Source organism: Paenarthrobacter sp. NCHU4564 (assembly GCF_052156435.1).
In the GTDB taxonomy this organism is placed as follows: Bacteria; Actinomycetota; Actinomycetes; order Actinomycetales; family Micrococcaceae; genus Arthrobacter.
The window spans coordinates 169,152-185,235 of sequence record NZ_JBQLIS010000005.1 but is presented as its reverse complement, the minus strand read 5'-3'; the positions used below and the strand labels follow the sequence as shown (position 1 = coordinate 185,235).

Below are 16,084 nucleotides of genomic sequence, written 5' to 3'. Positions count from 1 at the left end.
TCCTAGGCGGAGTGCCTGTCCCGGCGCCACGCACCGGGCGGTTCCTGGGCAACCGGCAGCGACGAAAGGATGCCCCGGATGACGGTCTGGGGCGTATCGCCGGAACTGGCCGCCTTGCGGTCGAGGATGATGCGGTGGGCGAGGACGGACTCCGCAACGTCAACGACGTCGTCCGGGAGGACAAAGTCGCGTCCATCCAGGGCGGCCGTTGCCTTTGCCGCACGCAACAGCTGAAGCAGGGAGCGGGGGCTGGCGCCCAGGCGCAGCCGGGAGCTTTCCCGGGTAGCCCGGCCAATGGCAACCGTGTACTCCTTGATGGCGGTGGATACATGCACCTGCTGGACGGTGGCGATCATGGCGGCGACGTCGGCGGCCGAGACCACGGGACTCACCTGGGCCAGCGGCGAAGCGGACTGGTGGGTCTCGAGCATCTCGATCTCCGCTTCCTGGTCCGGATACCCCATGGAAATCCTCGCCATGAAGCGGTCACGCTGGGCCTCCGGCAGGGGATAGGTGCCTTCCATCTCGATGGGATTCTGCGTGGCAACCACCATGAACGGCAGTCCCAGCTGGTAGGAGTGTCCGTCCACCGTGACCTGGTGTTCCTCCATGCATTCCAGCAATGCCGACTGGGTCTTGGCGGAAGCGCGGTTGATCTCGTCACCGATGACGATGTTGGCGAACACCGCGCCCGGCCGGAACTCGAACTGGCGCGACGACTGGTTGTAGATGGAGACGCCGGTGACGTCGGAGGGAAGCAGGTCGGGCGTGAACTGGATGCGGGAAACAGTGCAATCCACGGTACGGGCCAGGGTCTTGGCCAGCATCGTCTTGCCGACGCCGGGGACGTCCTCCAGCAAAAGGTGCCCCTGGGCCAGAAGGACGGTCAAAGCCAGCTTGGTGGCGTCGGCTTTACCGTCGATTACTTTGCTGATGGCGTCCAGGATGCGCTGGCTGGCGTCATGGAAACGCTCCGGATCCATGACCTGGTGACGATGCCCGTTGAGCGCAGCCGCGTCCCGGGGCAAGGTTCCATAAGCCTCGCCCTGGAGCATGGAAGGATCAACGGTGACTTGTCGCTTGGACTCCATGAACTGCCCTTCAGCCGTGGCCAATGCCGCTGTTGGCCGCTTGTCCGTTCCAGACTACCCAGTCTTTGGCCGTCGCTTACAGAGTGCTGGATGAATTTATGTGCCAAGTGGAATTTATGCCCGAGCCCGGCAGGGGCCGGTGGGGACCGCGGTCCGATTATGGTGGATCCATGTGCAATTCGCTCGCTCCCGCTCCCTACCGCCCGGCGCCCGGTGCCACGGAGGTCCAGGACTCCCGCAAGGAATATCCCCCGGCCCCGGAACCACTGCCGGTGCCGGTCATGGACAACCACACCCACCTGGACTTCCGCCACGGCCTGATCGAAGTGGCGGTCAGCGATGCCATGGATGCCGCCGCTGCCGTAGGGGTGCAAGGTGCCGTGCAGGTGGGATGCGACCTTGAATCCTCACGTTTTACGGTGCAGGCAGTCGATACGGATCCCCGGCTGCTGGGAGCTGTGGCCATCCATCCCAACGACGCGCCTGTCTACGCAGGACGTGGCGAGTTGGAAAGCGCCCTGGCTGAGATCGAAGAGCTCGCCCGGCATCCACGCATACGTGCCATTGGGGAGACCGGCCTGGATTTCTTCCGGACCCACGGCGAAGGCCTCAAGCACCAGCGGTACTCGTTCCGGCGTCATATCGATATCGCCAAGCGACTGGGGCTGACCCTGCAGATCCACGACCGGGATGCCCACGATGACGTGGTGCAGGTCCTGATGGAAGAAGGGGCGCCCGAGCGCGTGGTATTCCACTGTTTTTCCGGAGATGAAGAGCTGGCCCGGATCTGCAACGACAACGGCTGGTACATGTCCTTCGCCGGAACCATGACCTTCAAGAACGCCGCCAACCTCCGGGCAGCCCTGGCCATCGCCGAACCCACCCGGATCCTGGTGGAAACCGACTCCCCGTTCCTTACCCCGCACCCGTACCGGGGCCGCCCGAACGCGAGCTACATGGTGCCCTATACCGTCCGGTCCATGGCCGAAGTGACAAAAGATGACGTCGCTGAACTGTGTGCCCGACTGGCCGCCAACACCTTGGAAGCATACGGATCCTGGGACTGACTCCGTTGTCCCCGGATTGCTTCGGGTGGATACCGGGTATGCATTTTTCTTGGCCCGTTTATAACGGATCGGTTACTGTGTACAACTAGTAGCCGGGGTCGGGGAAGGCCTGCGGACAACTGGCTCGGTTCATTCCGGGCTGCTCAGTTGAATCTTTTTGGCGGCGCAGGTGCCGGCAGCAGACGTGGGACCAGGCTTTTTGCCTGGCCCCTCCGTTTTGCGGCTGGCATTGTTTTTTGGCGCTTTTCCCCGTGCCCGGATGGTCTGGGAGTTATGGGCAAACGTGATCAAGTTCTTCACAACGGATGGCAAGTTCAGCTTTCTCAAAGTCGGTGCCCAGCTGCTGGTTGTCGCAGCGCTGGTGGTCGGAGTCGTCGCTTTTGTCGGCAACAACAAGACCGTCACCCTCAATGTGGACGGCAAAGTGAGCTCCATCCAGACTTTCGGCGGCACGGTGGACCAGGTGGTCAAGGCGGCCAAAGTCGAGTTGAAGGACGGAGACAGGGTTTCTCCTTCCCTGGACGCCGCCGTGGACAACGGCTCCGTGGTGAACATCAACCTGGCGAAGGCGGTCTCCATCGAGCTCGATGGCGCCCGCAAGACCGTCAACACCAACGCTTCGGACGTTGCCGGGCTGGTCAGCGAACTCGGGGTGGCCAGTTCGTCGGAAATCTCCCAGCCCAAGGACGCCACACTTGAGGTGCAGGGCTCCTTCGTTTCCATCTCCACTCCCAAGACCATCAGCCTGATCGCTGACGGCAAGGACACCAGCACCACCACCACCGCATCCGACGTCGCCGAGGTCCTCAAGGACGCCGGAATCACGGTCGGAGCCACGGACAGGGTTTCGCAGCCCAGCAATGCCCCGGTCATCCAGGACATGGTGATCAAGGTCTCCCGGGTGGACGCCACCAAGACCGCCGAGGCCACTGAGGAAGTGCCGTTCGAAAGCGTCAAGACCGAGAGCGCCGAGCTGTACAAGGGCGAGGAGAAGGTCACCCAGAAGGGCGTGGCCGGCTCAGTGGTCAAGACCTTCAAACTGGTCCTCGTGGATGGCCGTGAAGCCTCCCGCACCCTGGTCTCCAGCAATGTCACCACCCAGCCTGTGACCGAGAAGATCGCCGTGGGCACCAAGGCCCGCCCCGCTCCCGCCACCAAGGCAGCAACCTCCAGCGGCCCCACCGGTGCGCCGAACGAAGCCATGTGGGACAGGATCGCCCAGTGCGAGTCCGGCGGCAACTGGTCCATCAACACCGGCAACGGATACTACGGTGGCCTCCAGTTCTCCAGCCCCACGTGGCTTGCCAACGGTGGCGGAGCGTACGCCCCCACGGCCAACCTCGCCACCAAGGCACAACAGATCGACATCGCCAACCGTCTCTACGCCAAGAACGGCCTGCGCGACTGGGGTTGCGCGCACGCGGCCTGATCCTGTTCAGGCGATACGATACCTAGGTGACTGAACCGAATTCCGAACCCGCCGCCGTCGTCCCTTTGCTGGGGGCCGCAGACATACGGCGGCTCGCCGGGGAAATCGGTGTCCGCCCCACCAAGACCCTGGGGCAGAACTTTGTGATCGACGGCAACACCATCCGGAGGATCGTGTCCTCGGCGAATATCGGGGCCGACGAGACAGTGCTGGAGGTGGGGCCCGGCCTGGGTTCCTTGACACTCGGCCTCCTGGACGCGGCAAGCCACGTGGTGGCCGTCGAGATCGATCCTGTCCTGGCCGGAAAGCTCCCGGACACCGTCAGTGAATGGCGGCCCCAGGCCAAGGACAACTTCCATCTGGTGCTCTCCGACGCCATGAAGGTCACCGAGCTTCCCGTGCAGCCAACCGCCTTGGTGGCCAACCTGCCCTACAACGTGGCCGTGCCGGTGGTGCTGCACTTGCTGGAACATTTCCCGAGCCTCAAACACGGGCTGGTCATGGTGCAGGACGAAGTAGCCGACCGTCTCGCCGCCACGCCTGGCTCCAAGATCTACGGTGTGCCGTCGGTCAAAGCAGCGTGGTACGGGAAGATGAAGAAGGCAGGGGTGATCGGCATGAATGTTTTCTGGCCCGCTCCCAAGATCCATTCGGGGCTGGTGGCTTTCACCCGCCACGAGCCCCCGGCAACCCACGCCACCCGCGAGCAAGTCTTCGCTGTCATCGATGCAGCCTTCGCCCAGCGGAGGAAAACCCTCAGGGCTGCGCTGGCAGGTTGGGCGGGCAGCGCCGCGGAAGCCGAACGATGCCTGGTGGCGGCCGGCGTCGACCCCACGGCCCGCGGTGAAGTGCTGGACATCTCCGCCTATGTCCGGATCGCCGAAGCCCGCCACACCGTGGCAGCATGACCCCCGGGACGAGAAAGACCGGCGGACTGCCCTATCCGGCAGACCGCTTCCAGGCCCGGACCGTGCGCGTCAAAGCGCCCGGGAAGATCAACGTCTCCTTGAGCGTGGGCCCCTTGCGCCCGGATGGATACCACTCTGTAGCCAGCGTCTACCTGGCGGTCTCGCTCTACGAGGAAGTCACCGCCACCAGCACCGAGTCCCCGGGTATCACGGTCAGTATCAGCCCGCACAGCACCTTGGACCTGGACGGCGTAGACATTCCGTTGGATGAGAGGAACCTCGCGTACAGGGCTGCCGCGCTGATGGCCGAGATGTCCGAGAAACCCACTGGTGTCCATCTGGAAATCACCAAACGGGTCCCCGTGGCCGGAGGCATGGGTGGCGGCTCGGCTGATGCCGCCGCAACGCTGCTCGCCTGCGATGCGCTGTGGGACAGCGGCCTGTCCCGGGAAGAATTGGCGCACGTTGCCTCCGAACTCGGCGCGGACGTGCCGTTTTCGCTCCTCGGAGGCACCGCCGTCGGGCTTGGTGTGGGCGACAAACTGTCGCCTGCTTTGGCCAAAGCGCAAATGGACTGGGTGCTCGTGTTCGCCGACTACGGGCTCTCCACTCCGGAAGTCTTCCGCACGCTGGATGGCCTCCGTGACGCCGAAGGTGCAGACATTGCAGAGCCCGTGGATGTGGATCCCACCATCCTGCAGGCCCTCCGCAACGGCGATCCGGAGACTCTCAGCCGCGTGCTGATCAACGATCTCCAGCGGGCTTCGATCGCTCTGGCGCCGGGGTTGAAGGACACGATCGGGCTGGGCGAGGCCCGCGGTGCCCTCGCGGGAATGGTCTCGGGTTCGGGGCCCACCATCGCGCTCCTGGCCCGGGATGCTGGTTCAGCCGAAGCCCTCGCAGAGGACTTCACCCACCAAGGCCACACTGCCCTTGCGGTCCACGGACCGGTACCCGGTGCCCGGATCATCTCCGATACCCTCCTTTAGTACGCATTCCAGCTGTAGAAAGTAGTACCTCTTGGCCCACCTTCTTGGCGGCGAAAACCTGACGGTTTCCTTCGCAACCCGCACAGTCCTCGACGGCGTCACCCTCGGTTTGGAGGATGGCGACCGGATCGGCATGGTGGGCCGTAACGGCGACGGCAAGTCCACGCTCATGCGGCTGCTGGCGCAGCGCTCCACGCCTGATTCCGGCCGGGTCACCAAACGCGGCGACGTCAACGTCGGTTACCTGGACCAGGGCGACGTGCTCGACGGCGACCTGACAGTGGGCGCTGCGATCGTCGGCGACCGCGCGGATCACGAATGGGCGGCAAACCCGAAGATCCGCGAAATCATGGGTGGCCTGGTGGGCGATGTGGACTGGCACGCCAACGTTCACTCGCTGTCCGGTGGGCAGAAGCGGCGCGTTGCCCTGGCCAAGCTCCTCATCGAGGACCACGACGTCATCATGCTCGACGAGCCCACCAACCACCTGGACGTCGAGGGCGTCGCCTGGCTTGCCCGGCACCTCAAGTCGCGCTGGCGCGCCAACCAGGGTGCGTTCCTGGTGGTCACCCACGACCGTTGGTTCCTTGACGAAGTCTGCAACTACACCTGGGAAGTCCACGACGCCATGGTGGACATGTTCGACGGCGGGTACGCCGCCTACGTTTTGGCCCGCGCCGAGCGTGACCGCATGGCCGCCGTCGTCGAGAACAAACGCCAGCAGTTGGTCAAGAAGGAACTGGCCTGGCTGCGGCGGGGCGCACCGGCACGAACCTCCAAGCCGAAGTTCCGGATCGAGGCCGCCAACGAACTTATCTCCGACGTTCCGGAACCGCGTGACTCGGTGGCCCTGAACAAGATGGCTACGGCGCGGCTCGGCAAGGACGTGCTGGATCTTGAGAACGTCTCGCTAAATTTTGAAGGCGGCGAGGCCGGACAGAAGCTGTTCGACAACATTACGCTGCGGCTGGCCCCGGGTGAACGCCTGGGCTTGGTCGGCGTCAACGGTGCCGGCAAGTCCACCCTGCTGAAGCTGCTCAACGGCGATATCCAGCCCACGTCCGGACGACTCAAGCGCGGCAAGACCGTGGTGACGGCCGTCCTCACCCAGGACGTGAAGGAACTCGACGAGGTTTCAGACCTGCGCGTCATTGAAGTGATCGAACGCGAGAAGCGCTCCTTCAACGTGGGCGGCAAGGAATTCACTGCCGGGCAACTCGTGGAGCAGCTGGGCTTCACCAAGGAGAAGCAGTGGACGCCGGTGCCGGACCTTTCCGGTGGGGAACGACGCCGGTTGCAGCTCCTGCGCTTGCTGGTGGGTGAACCCAACGTGCTCATGCTCGACGAGCCCACCAACGACCTCGATACCGACACCCTTGCCGCCGTCGAAGACGTCCTGGACGGCTGGCCGGGTACGTTGGTCGTGGTCAGCCACGACCGGTACCTCCTGGAACGCGTCACAGATCACCAGATGGCCTTGCTCGGCGACGGCAAACTCCGCGGGCTGCCAGGCGGCGTGGACCAGTACCTTGAACTTCGTGAGGCCGCCTTGGCCTCCGGCGCTTTCGGGGGATCGACGGCGCCGACGGCTGCCTCCTCCGGTGGTTCTTCGTCCTCTGCCTCCGGTCCCAGCGAGGCCGAGAAGCGCGAAGCACGCAAGGACCTGAACCGGATTGACCGGCAACTCGGCAAGCTCGCGCAGCAGGAAGAGAAGCTCCACACCCAGATGGCGGCGAAGTCAGAGTCCGGCGACTTCGATGCCCTGGGCGAGCTCAATGCCAAGCTGCAGGAGTTGCTCGAGGAGAAGGAAGGCCTGGAGCTGGAGTGGCTCGAGGCTGCCGAGGTCCTCGGAGAGTAGCCTCCCCCGGACGCTCTCTCACCGTTTGCCGGGTTTTGGCGGACGCTCTCTCACCGTTTGCCGGGTTTTGGCGGACGCTCTCTCACCGTTTGCCGGGTTTTAGCGGACGCTCTCTCACCGTTTGCCGGGTTTTGGCGGATGCTCTCTCAGTGTTCGTAGCCGATGAGCCAGTGGAGGCCGTGCCGGTCGAGCACTTGGCCGTCGCTGGCACCCCAAGGTTTGGGAGACAGCGGGTCGATGACCTTGCCTCCTTCTGAGAGCTTCTCGAACCAACTGTGAAGGGTAGCTGGCTCCGATGCGCCCAGCAACGAGAGCATTAGGCCTTCGGTCCTGAGGCTCGTCTCGCCCTTTGCGGCATCTGCGCCGGCCAAGGCGACTGGTCCGCTCAGCACGCCGTGGGCAATCGCGTCGGCAGGGCCGTCGGTACGTCCAAATTCTTTGTATGTATGGAGGGCGACTTCGCCGCCGAAGACGTCCGCGTAAAAGGTCAGGGCTTCGTTGGCCGTTCCAGGGAAGAGGACATAAATCTGCAAGCCAGTCATGGCCCGATCCTAACGGGGAATCCAGATCTCCAGTTTTTGGTGAGAGAGGGTCGGTCGAATGGGGGTGTTTGGTGAGAGAGGGTCGGTCGAATGGGGGTGTTTGGTGAGAGAGGGTCAGGTTTCGGAGCGGAGCTCCGGTTCCTTCTGCAGGCCGGTCAGTCCGTTCCAGGCCAGGTTGACCAGGTGGGCCGCTACCGCGCGCTTGTCCGGCTGGCGGCTGTCGAGCCACCATTGGCCCGTCATCGCCACCATTCCCACGAGCATTTGGGCATACATGCCGCCGTCGGCTGCGCTGAAACCCCGGCGGGCGAACTCGTCCGACAGCAGATGTTCCACCCGGGCCGTCACGTGGGACAGGAGCGTGGAAAAGGCACCTTCCGGTTGGGAGGGTGGAGCGTCCCGCATGAGGATCCGGAAACCGTCGGTCCGGTCTTCGATGTATCCGAGCAGGGCAAGGGCTGCCCTTTCGACCAGCACGCGGGGCTTGGCCTCCGTGCTGAGGGCCTCAGTGATCGAGTCGAGGAGGATGCGGAATTCGGTCTCCACCACTTGGCGGTAGAGGCCTTCCTTGGATCCGAAGTGCTCGTAGATCACGGGCTTGGACACCCCGGCGGTGGCAGCGATTTCCTCGATGGTGGTGCCATCCAGTCCGCGTGCGGCGAAGAGGGCGCGGCCTATGCCAATGAGTTGTGACCTGCGCTGCTGGCCGGTCATCCGTGCCCGCACTGCCGGTACCGCGGGGCCGTGATCCAGCTCCGCAGGTCCAGTGGTGGGGCGGGGGAGTCCAGTGCGCTTGCTCACCTGTCCATCATGCCCCACCCGCCGGGCAGGAGGGCCGTCGACGTGCCCGGAACGCCGTCCGGAACCCGCACGGGCGGGGTCAAGTCGCGAAGCACGCAATGGTCATGGCAAACTAGATTCTTGTGTGTGCATCCCGGTGATCGCCGGAAGGCCCCGGACCCTGCCGTCCGGACGCCTGAAGCATGCACGGTCCGCTCTGGTGTAACGGCAGCACCCCGGCCTTTGGAGCCGTGGAGTATAGGTTCGAATCCTATGGGCGGAACGGTCGGAAAACGCGCTCCACTGTGTACTTGGAACGGCTCGAACGATGCCCGGGTCCACGTCCGGATGGCAGCATTCCGAAGCCGGGTTACCCGGGACAAAACCGAGCAAGGAGAGCCAGTACGTGAGCCCCGAATCCACCGGTCCCGCAGCGGTCATCGTTCTGGCTGCAGGTGCCGGAACACGCATGAAGTCGCGGACTCCCAAGATTCTCCATGAGATCGGCGGCCGCTCCATGGTGGGCCACGCCCTCTTGGCGGCCCGGTCCATCAACCCCGCAAAGCTGGCCCTCGTGGTGCGGCATGAACGCGATCGCGTGGCTGAACACGTCTCCGCGCAGGATCCCCAGGCTTTGATCGTGGACCAGGATGACATTCCGGGCACTGGCCGCGCGGTGGAGGTTGCGGTGAAGGCCCTCGACGCCGAGGCCGAGCTGCATGGCACGGTGGTTGTCACCTACGGCGACGTCCCCTTGCTCACCGGGGAACTGCTGGGCGAGCTGGTCTCCACCCACGAGTCCGAAGGCAACGCCGTCACGGTCCTCACAGCGGTCCTGGACGACGCCACAGGCTACGGCCGCATCCTCCGCGCAGAGGACGGCACCGTGCTGGGCATCCGCGAGCACAAGGACGCCACGGACCAAGAGCGCGCCATCCGTGAGATCAACTCCGGGATCTACGCTTTCGACGCAGCGGTCCTTCGCAAGGCCCTGGAAAGCGTCACCACGGATAACGCACAGGGCGAGATGTACCTGACCGACGTGCTCGGCCTGGCGCGCGACGCCGGTGGCCGGGTTGCCGCCGTCGTTACTGACGACCGCTGGCAGGTCGAGGGTGCCAACGACCGCATCCAGCTTTCGGCCCTGGGCGCCGAGCACAACCGCCGCATTATCGAATCCTGGATGCGCGCAGGCGTCACCGTAGTGGATCCCTCCACCACCTGGATCGACTCCACCGTCACCCTCGACGAGGACGTCCGCCTGCTGCCCAACACGCAACTTCACGGCGCCACCACCGTGGCGAGGGACGCCGTCGTCGGACCTGATACAACCCTCACCGACGTCAATGTCGGCGAAGGCGCCAAGGTGGTCCGCACCCACGGATCCGGTTCCACGATCGGCGCCAAGGCGAGCGTTGGACCGTTCACCTACCTCCGTCCCGGCACGGTCCTGGGCGAAACAGGCAAAATCGGAGCGTTCTACGAAACCAAGAACGTCACGATCGGACGCGGTTCCAAGCTCTCCCACCTGGGCTACGCGGGCGACGCCGAGATCGGCGAGGACACGAACATCGGCTGCGGCAACATCACGGCCAACTACGACGGCGAGAAGAAGCACCGCACGGTGATCGGCTCGGGCGTCCGCACCGGGTCCAACACGGTCTTCGTGGCACCTGTCACTGTGGGCGATGGCGCCTACAGCGGGGCCGGCGCCGTCATCCGCAAGGACGTCCCGCCGGGGGCCCTTGCCCTCAGCCTGGCCGCACAGCGCAACGCAGAGGGATGGGTGCTGGCCAACCGCCCGGGCACCACCTCCGCGCAGCTGGCCCAGGCAGCGCAGGATGCCCTGCTGACCCCTGCTTCCACTTCCTCACAATCTCCAGCAACCACAGAAGAGGGCAATCAGGCATGAGCGAAATCACCGCACACGGCGAGAAGAAACTGGTTCTCGCCGCCGGAAGGGCGCATCCGGAGCTGGCGCAGGAAATCGCGAAGGAACTGGAGACAGAACTCCTGCCCATCGATGCCTACGACTTCGCCAACGGCGAGATCTACGTCCGCTCGGCTGAGAGCGTCCGGGGAACCGATGCTTTCGTGATCCAGGCCCACCCGGCACCGCTGAACAACTGGCTCATGGAGCAGTTGATCATGATCGACTCGCTCAAGCGTGCCTCCGCCAAGCGCATCACCGTGGTCTCCCCGTTCTACCCGTACTCCCGCCAGGACAAGAAGGGCCGTGGCCGCGAGCCCATCTCCGCCCGCTTGGTCGCTGACCTGTACCGTACCGCCGGTGCTGACCGCATCATGTCCGTGGACCTCCACACTTCCCAGATCCAGGGCTTCTTCGACGGACCCGTGGACCACCTGATGGCCATCCCGCTGCTGGCGGATTACATCCGCACCAAGGTGGACTCCGAGAACATCACGGTTGTTTCACCTGATACCGGCCGCGTCCGGGTTGCCGAGCAGTGGGCTGAGCGCCTTGGCGGTGCGCCGCTGGCGTTCGTGCACAAGAGCCGCGACCTGACCGTACCCAACCAGGCAGTGTCCAAGACCGTGGTGGGCCAGATCGAGGGCCGTACATGTGTGCTGATCGATGACATGATCGACACCGGCGGAACCATCTCCGGCGCCGTGCAGGTGCTGAAGAACGCCGGCGCCAAGGACGTCATCATCGCCTGCACCCACGCTGTCTTCTCAGACCCCGCTGCACAGCGCCTTGCCGAGTCCGGCGCCCGTGAAGTGGTGGTCACCAACACCCTGCCGATTCCGGCTGAGAAGCGCTTCCCGCAACTGACGGTGCTGTCCATCGCACCGTTGATCGCGCGCGCCATCCGTGAAGTGTTCGACGACGGTTCGGTCACCAGCCTGTTCGACGGCAAGGCTTAGTCAGGCGCGGCCAAGGCTGCCTGGCATGACGGGCCATCCACCGCCGAGGGCGGCGGATGGCCCGTTTTCAGTTTTCGGAGGTGCCGCTGGTAAACTTTCGGGGATACCTTGGCGAGGGAGAGCACTTCCGGATGGCATTCATGCCTCCGAGCGGGTCTCCGTTATCGACTGGGTCTGTAACCTCCTTCGACGAAGGCGGGCCGGTTTTCCCAAGGCCCGCGGGCGTGGAAGGTCACTCCAGACCTCCGCCCTTGCTGATCACCACGCCGTTTTAAACGGCACACCAGTAATCAAGGAGTACACATGTCTGAGCAGAAGCTCGCAGCAGAACTGCGCACCGAATTCGGCAAGGGCTACGCCCGCCGCGCACGCGTCGCCGGCCGTATCCCCGCCGTCATCTACGGCCACGGTGCAGAGCCCGTGCACGTGACCCTCCCGGGCCGCGAAACCACCCTGGCAGTCCGCGTTGCCAACGCCCTGCTGAACCTGGACATCAACGGCGAGGCACACCTGACCATCGTCAAGGACATCCAGCGCAACGCCATCAAGCAGACCATCGAGCACATGGACCTCCTGACGGTCCGCCAGGGCGAGAAGGTCACCGTGGACGTTCCCGTCCACGTCACCGGTGAAGTTGCTCCGGGTGCCGTCGCCAACCAGGAAGCCGTCACCCTCTCCGTCGAGGCCGAGGCAACCCACCTGCCCACCGCCCTCGAGGTTGACATCGAAGGCCGCGAGGCCGGCGCGCACGTCCACGCTTCCGACGTCGTTCTTCCCAAGGGCGTCAGCCTGCTGACCGAAGCCGACACCCTGGTGGTCAACGTCTCCGAGGCTGTTGCTGCCGAGGCTGAAGAAGCAGCCGAAGGCGAAGAAGCTCCTGCAGCTGAAGAAGCCGCCGAGTAGTCTGCGACTGCCTGAGGCTTAGCCTTTTCAGTGGCCGGGTCCCTGCGGGGTCCCGGCCACTTTGTTTTGCTCCTTGAACCTGACCAGATTCCCTAGGATGTGATCATGACTGACACGTGGCTGATTGTGGGCCTCGGCAACCCCGGCACTGAGTACAGCGGCAACAGGCACAACGTGGGCCAGATGGTGCTGGATGAACTGGCCGCCAGGGTGGGCGGGAAGTTCAAAGTCCATAAGTCGCGGGCGCAGGTGGTCGAAGGACGCCTGGGCATCGGCGGACCCCGCGTGGTGCTGGCAAAGCCGATGACCTACATGAACGTTTCCGGTGGGCCGGTAGCCAACCTGGCCAAGTTTTTCGACATCGCACCGGACCATGTCATTGCCGTACATGATGAGATCGACATCCCCTTCAACACTGTAAAGCTGAAAATTGGCGGCAGCGAGGGCGGCCACAACGGCCTCCGCGATATTTCCAAGGCGCTGGCCACAAAGGACTACCTCCGGGTCCGTGTGGGGGTCGGCCGGCCGCCGGGCCGCATGGACACCGCGGATTATGTACTCCGGGATTTTGCCACCGCGGAGAAGAAAGACCTGCCGTTCCTGATCGATGAAGCCGCTGATGCAGTGGAGCTGCTCATGGCTGAAGGACTGCTTGCTGCCCAGCAAAAACACCACGCCGCGCGGTCTTGATGGAATCTTGAGGAAAGCCTGATCAAAGCCTGACGGCACAGGGGGCACCTGCATCTACCAAACTGTCGCTGACCGGCTGTAGTGTGCATGGTACGCAGGAAAGCGGTGGGGGCCACGCGGTGGGGGACTGTCGCGAATGTGTAGCTAAGGATGCAGATGTCGGCGGAGTTGCTAAACAGGAGCGGGGGAGGCGCGGCAAGGGCCGCGGCCCCGGAGCTTGTGGGCGGGGCTTCAGACAGGCAGACATGGTCCCTCCTGGCAAGAAGCCACGATCTTTCGCGGGCCAGCAGGTTCCTGGAGTCACCCGGTTCCTACGGCGTGGTGCTCACCGGTGAACGGGGCATCGGCAAGTCGGGGCTGGCCCGGTCGGTGGTCGCTTCCCTTGGCCCCAAAGTCCACAGCCTTCAACTGCGCAACACGGTAGCCAACGGCCAGACGCCCTACGGATGCCTTGGCTTCCTCCTGGCCCGGCTGCCGTCCGAAGCCGTCAGTTCGCCCACGGGCATCCTGCATGCAGTGACGTCCCTGATCCGGGCAGAAGCCGGTGGCCGCCAAGCGGTGTTCATCGTGGACAACGCCGGGGGCATGGACCCCATGAGCACCGGTGTCCTGCTTAACCTCATGGCCACCGGAACGGCCAAGATGATTGCCACGGTGCAACGGGCCAGCGATCTGCCGGAGGACTTCCACCGCCTGGTCCTGGAGGAGCAACTGGGGGAGGTCCACCTCAATACCCTGACCGAGGAACAGACCAAGCAGGTGCTGGGCTCGGTTCTGGGGCATTACGTGTCATCCACGCTGGTGGGGTCGTTGCACGCAGCGGTGGGCGGCAACCCCATGCTGCTGCACGCTTTGCTTGATGAACAGCGCCACTCCGGCAACCTGGTGCTGAACGATTCCGTATGGACGCTGCGGGACAGGGTCAAGCTCGAAGGCGCCACGGTGGTGGAGGATTTTGTGCGCTCCCGGCTGGCGCGCGAGTCGCAGGCCAGCCGGACCGTCGTCGAAATTCTGGCCTGCGCCCAGCGCGCCACCCTGGTGGACCTGGCAGCGATCTTCGGCGCCGAGGTGCTGGTGGAGATGGAAGAAGGCGGCCTCGTCACGGTGGACCGGGCGGGTGAGCACTGGGTTTCCCTCCGCGATCCGTACGTGGGGGAAGTCGTCCGGGGATGGCTTGGCACCCGCAGGCGCCGTGAACTCCGCCTGATGCTGCTGGGCCCCAAGGAACCCGAGCTCCAGGGCTTGGCTCCCCGGGACCTGCTGAGCTATGCGGCCTGGATGCACGCGTGCGAGGACGAACCGGCACCTTCTCCGGCCCACGCACTTGCCGCAGGCAGGGCGGCACTTGATGACTACGATCCCAACTTCGCGATCCAATGCACGCTGTCCCTGGACCAGAAGGATCCGCAATGGATTCCCGGGCAGCGGGTCAAGGCGTCCGCCTACCTGATGCTGGACCTGCCCCTGCACGCAGCCCAAGCGCTGGACGAGATCCCGGAAGCTTTGCTGGCTGCCGCCGACCCGTTGGAGTTCGCCGAGGTGACGGCTGCCAAATGCCAGGCCATGACCTGGATCGATGGCCGGTCCGGTTTGGTGCCAGGGGTCATTGCGGCGGCCCGTGAGGCGTTGGACGCACGGGCCGCAGCCCCTGGGAACGGGACCACCAACAAACTTCACATCATCACCCGGGCACGCAACCGCCTGGACCTTTGCAACTACGACTACCAGACCTACCTCGGTGAGTACGCCGGCATGCTGGATGCATTGGAAGCGGAACTGGCCAAGGGCCCTGGCGAGGACAGGGAACACTGGCTCAGGTCGGCGTGCTACCTCATTGAAGCCCGCTGCATGGTCGGCAGGGAGCTGGACGCCCAGGACCTGGCACGGTCTGTTTCGCGCCAAATGAACGCGACCGACCGGACCCCCCAACTCGAAGAAGCTTTTGCCCGGCACGCGTATCTGGTGCTGCTGTTGTCCGGCCAGTGGCGCAAATGCATTGAACTGATGCGCCGGGCGCCGTCCACCCCGTCACGGTTGCAGTACCGGGGTGCCATCACCGAACTGGGGATTGGCCTTGCTTACGCCTACGCGGGCAAGCCGTCTTCCGCCATCGAACCGCTGCGTTCGGCGGTGGCGCAGTTCGAACTCCGTCCGGCCATGAATATGGTCAAAGTGGCCTACGCCGCCACCGCGTTTGCCTATGCCCAGCTGGGAAACCCGCTGGAAGCGGCCAGGTATCTCGACCTGTTCCGCACCTGCCGTGGTGTGGGTACGTTCTTCGCGGAATCGGTCGCGGAGTTCTGCGCCGACATGGCCGGCCGCTGGATGGGTGACCCGGAGGTCAAGCAGCGCTTGTTCGCCAAGGCCCTGCAGGATGTGGACAAGCAACGGTACACGACGGCGGGCATCTGCCTCTTTGGTGCCACCGTGGAAGGAAGCGATGCCGAGTACCGGCTTTTGGAAGAGATCGCGGGCAAGAGGCAAGGCCCCTTGGCTCGGATCTCAGGCGACCTGGCCCGCGGATCCCTGACCCGCAGCTCCCGGTCCCTCCTTGCGGCGGCGGACGCTGCCGCTGCCATGGAACTGCTGGTGGTGGAGGCCCGCTGTGTGGCCATGGCCCTCGATTTTGCCCGGGACGCCGGGGAAACAACGGCAGCCAGGACGGCCCAGTTGCGGCTTGAACGGCTGGAACAGTCAGTGTCGGCGTTGCCCATCCAACCACGGAGCGACGCCCCGGTCCTGACTGAGCGTGAACGGCAGATCGCCAAACTTGCCGGAAAGGGTATCAGCAACCGTGAAATCGCAATGGATATTGGGGTGTCTGTGCGTACTGTGGAAGGTCACCTTTACCAAGTCTTCACCAAGCTCGGCGTATCGTCCCGGGGCGAACTCAACGGACTCCTGTGAGGTGGCGGCCCTGACCTCCTATGGCGCGGTT

Annotated in this window: 13 protein-coding genes and 1 tRNA gene; 11 read left to right on the top strand and 3 right to left on the bottom strand. The window is 64.5% G+C overall.

All coding sequences use genetic code 11. The annotated features are described in order from the left end of the window. Positions 1 to 2: 2 nt before the first annotated feature. Positions 3 to 1,091 (bottom strand): AAA family ATPase, encoded by a 1,089-nt coding sequence (locus tag ACSVIE_RS07600; RefSeq protein WP_426006550.1) that lies wholly within the window; start codon positions 1,089 to 1,091, stop codon positions 3 to 5. A 170-nt stretch (positions 1,092 to 1,261) separates the two neighbouring features. On the opposite strand from ACSVIE_RS07600, the gene ACSVIE_RS07595 reads away from it, so the two are divergent. From ACSVIE_RS07595 to ACSVIE_RS07575, 5 genes are all read left to right on the top strand, one after another. After that, entirely contained in the window at positions 1,262 to 2,158 is an 897-nt protein-coding gene (locus ACSVIE_RS07595) for a TatD family hydrolase (protein WP_442423479.1), read from the top strand. A gap of 283 nt (positions 2,159 to 2,441) precedes the next feature. Beyond that, positions 2,442 to 3,587, top strand: coding sequence for a ubiquitin-like domain-containing protein (locus ACSVIE_RS07590; RefSeq protein WP_442423478.1), 1,146 nt, complete (start codon positions 2,442 to 2,444; stop codon positions 3,585 to 3,587). 26 nt (positions 3,588 to 3,613) lie between these two features. After that, positions 3,614 to 4,495 carry a 16S rRNA (adenine(1518)-N(6)/adenine(1519)-N(6))-dimethyltransferase RsmA gene (gene rsmA / locus ACSVIE_RS07585; protein ID WP_442423477.1) on the top strand — a complete coding sequence of 294 codons (882 nt, stop codon included), beginning with the start codon at positions 3,614 to 3,616 and terminating at the stop codon, positions 4,493 to 4,495. Then, positions 4,492 to 5,484, top strand: a complete 993-nt coding sequence (locus tag ACSVIE_RS07580) for a 4-(cytidine 5'-diphospho)-2-C-methyl-D-erythritol kinase (protein WP_426006558.1) — start codon at positions 4,492 to 4,494, stop codon at positions 5,482 to 5,484. Before rsmA ends, ACSVIE_RS07580 begins: the two co-directional genes overlap by 4 nt. 31 nt (positions 5,485 to 5,515) lie before the next feature. Then, the gene (locus ACSVIE_RS07575) at positions 5,516 to 7,342 is read left to right on the top strand and encodes an ABC-F family ATP-binding cassette domain-containing protein (protein ID WP_442423476.1); all 1,827 of its coding nucleotides are present in this window, start codon (positions 5,516 to 5,518) and stop codon (positions 7,340 to 7,342) included. A 146-nt stretch (positions 7,343 to 7,488) separates the two neighbouring features. Here ACSVIE_RS07575 and ACSVIE_RS07570 read toward each other — a convergent pair whose 3' ends face one another. Continuing rightward, the gene (locus ACSVIE_RS07570) at positions 7,489 to 7,884 is read right to left on the bottom strand and encodes a VOC family protein (protein ID WP_426006561.1); all 396 of its coding nucleotides are present in this window, start codon (positions 7,882 to 7,884) and stop codon (positions 7,489 to 7,491) included. 114 nt (positions 7,885 to 7,998) lie between these two features. After that, positions 7,999 to 8,685, bottom strand: a complete 687-nt coding sequence (locus ACSVIE_RS07565; protein ID WP_442423475.1) for a TetR/AcrR family transcriptional regulator — start codon at positions 8,683 to 8,685, stop codon at positions 7,999 to 8,001. 190 nt (positions 8,686 to 8,875) lie between these two features. Here ACSVIE_RS07565 and ACSVIE_RS07560 point away from each other — a divergent pair. The 6 genes from ACSVIE_RS07560 to ACSVIE_RS07535 all read left to right on the top strand — a co-directional run bounded on the left by ACSVIE_RS07560 (position 8,876) and on the right by ACSVIE_RS07535 (position 16,053). Then, positions 8,876 to 8,947: transfer RNA gene (locus ACSVIE_RS07560), tRNA-Gln, on the top strand. Positions 8,948 to 9,070: 123 nt separating this feature from the next. After that, complete coding sequence (glmU, locus tag ACSVIE_RS07555; protein ID WP_442423474.1) at positions 9,071 to 10,576, top strand: bifunctional UDP-N-acetylglucosamine diphosphorylase/glucosamine-1-phosphate N-acetyltransferase GlmU; 1,506 nt, start codon at positions 9,071 to 9,073, stop codon at positions 10,574 to 10,576. After that, complete coding sequence (locus ACSVIE_RS07550) at positions 10,573 to 11,553, top strand: ribose-phosphate diphosphokinase (RefSeq protein WP_426006567.1); 981 nt, start codon at positions 10,573 to 10,575, stop codon at positions 11,551 to 11,553. The genes glmU and ACSVIE_RS07550 overlap by 4 nt, the downstream gene beginning before the upstream one ends. A 303-nt stretch (positions 11,554 to 11,856) precedes the next feature. Further along, a complete protein-coding gene (locus ACSVIE_RS07545; protein WP_426006569.1) occupies positions 11,857 to 12,456 on the top strand; it encodes a 50S ribosomal protein L25/general stress protein Ctc in 600 nt (199 codons plus the stop codon). A 105-nt stretch (positions 12,457 to 12,561) separates the two neighbouring features. Beyond that, positions 12,562 to 13,146, top strand: a complete 585-nt coding sequence (gene pth / locus ACSVIE_RS07540) for an aminoacyl-tRNA hydrolase (RefSeq protein WP_442423473.1) — start codon at positions 12,562 to 12,564, stop codon at positions 13,144 to 13,146. A gap of 156 nt (positions 13,147 to 13,302) precedes the next feature. Next, positions 13,303 to 16,053, top strand: coding sequence for a LuxR C-terminal-related transcriptional regulator (locus ACSVIE_RS07535; RefSeq protein ID WP_426006573.1), 2,751 nt, complete (start codon positions 13,303 to 13,305; stop codon positions 16,051 to 16,053). Positions 16,054 to 16,084 lie beyond the last annotated feature (31 nt).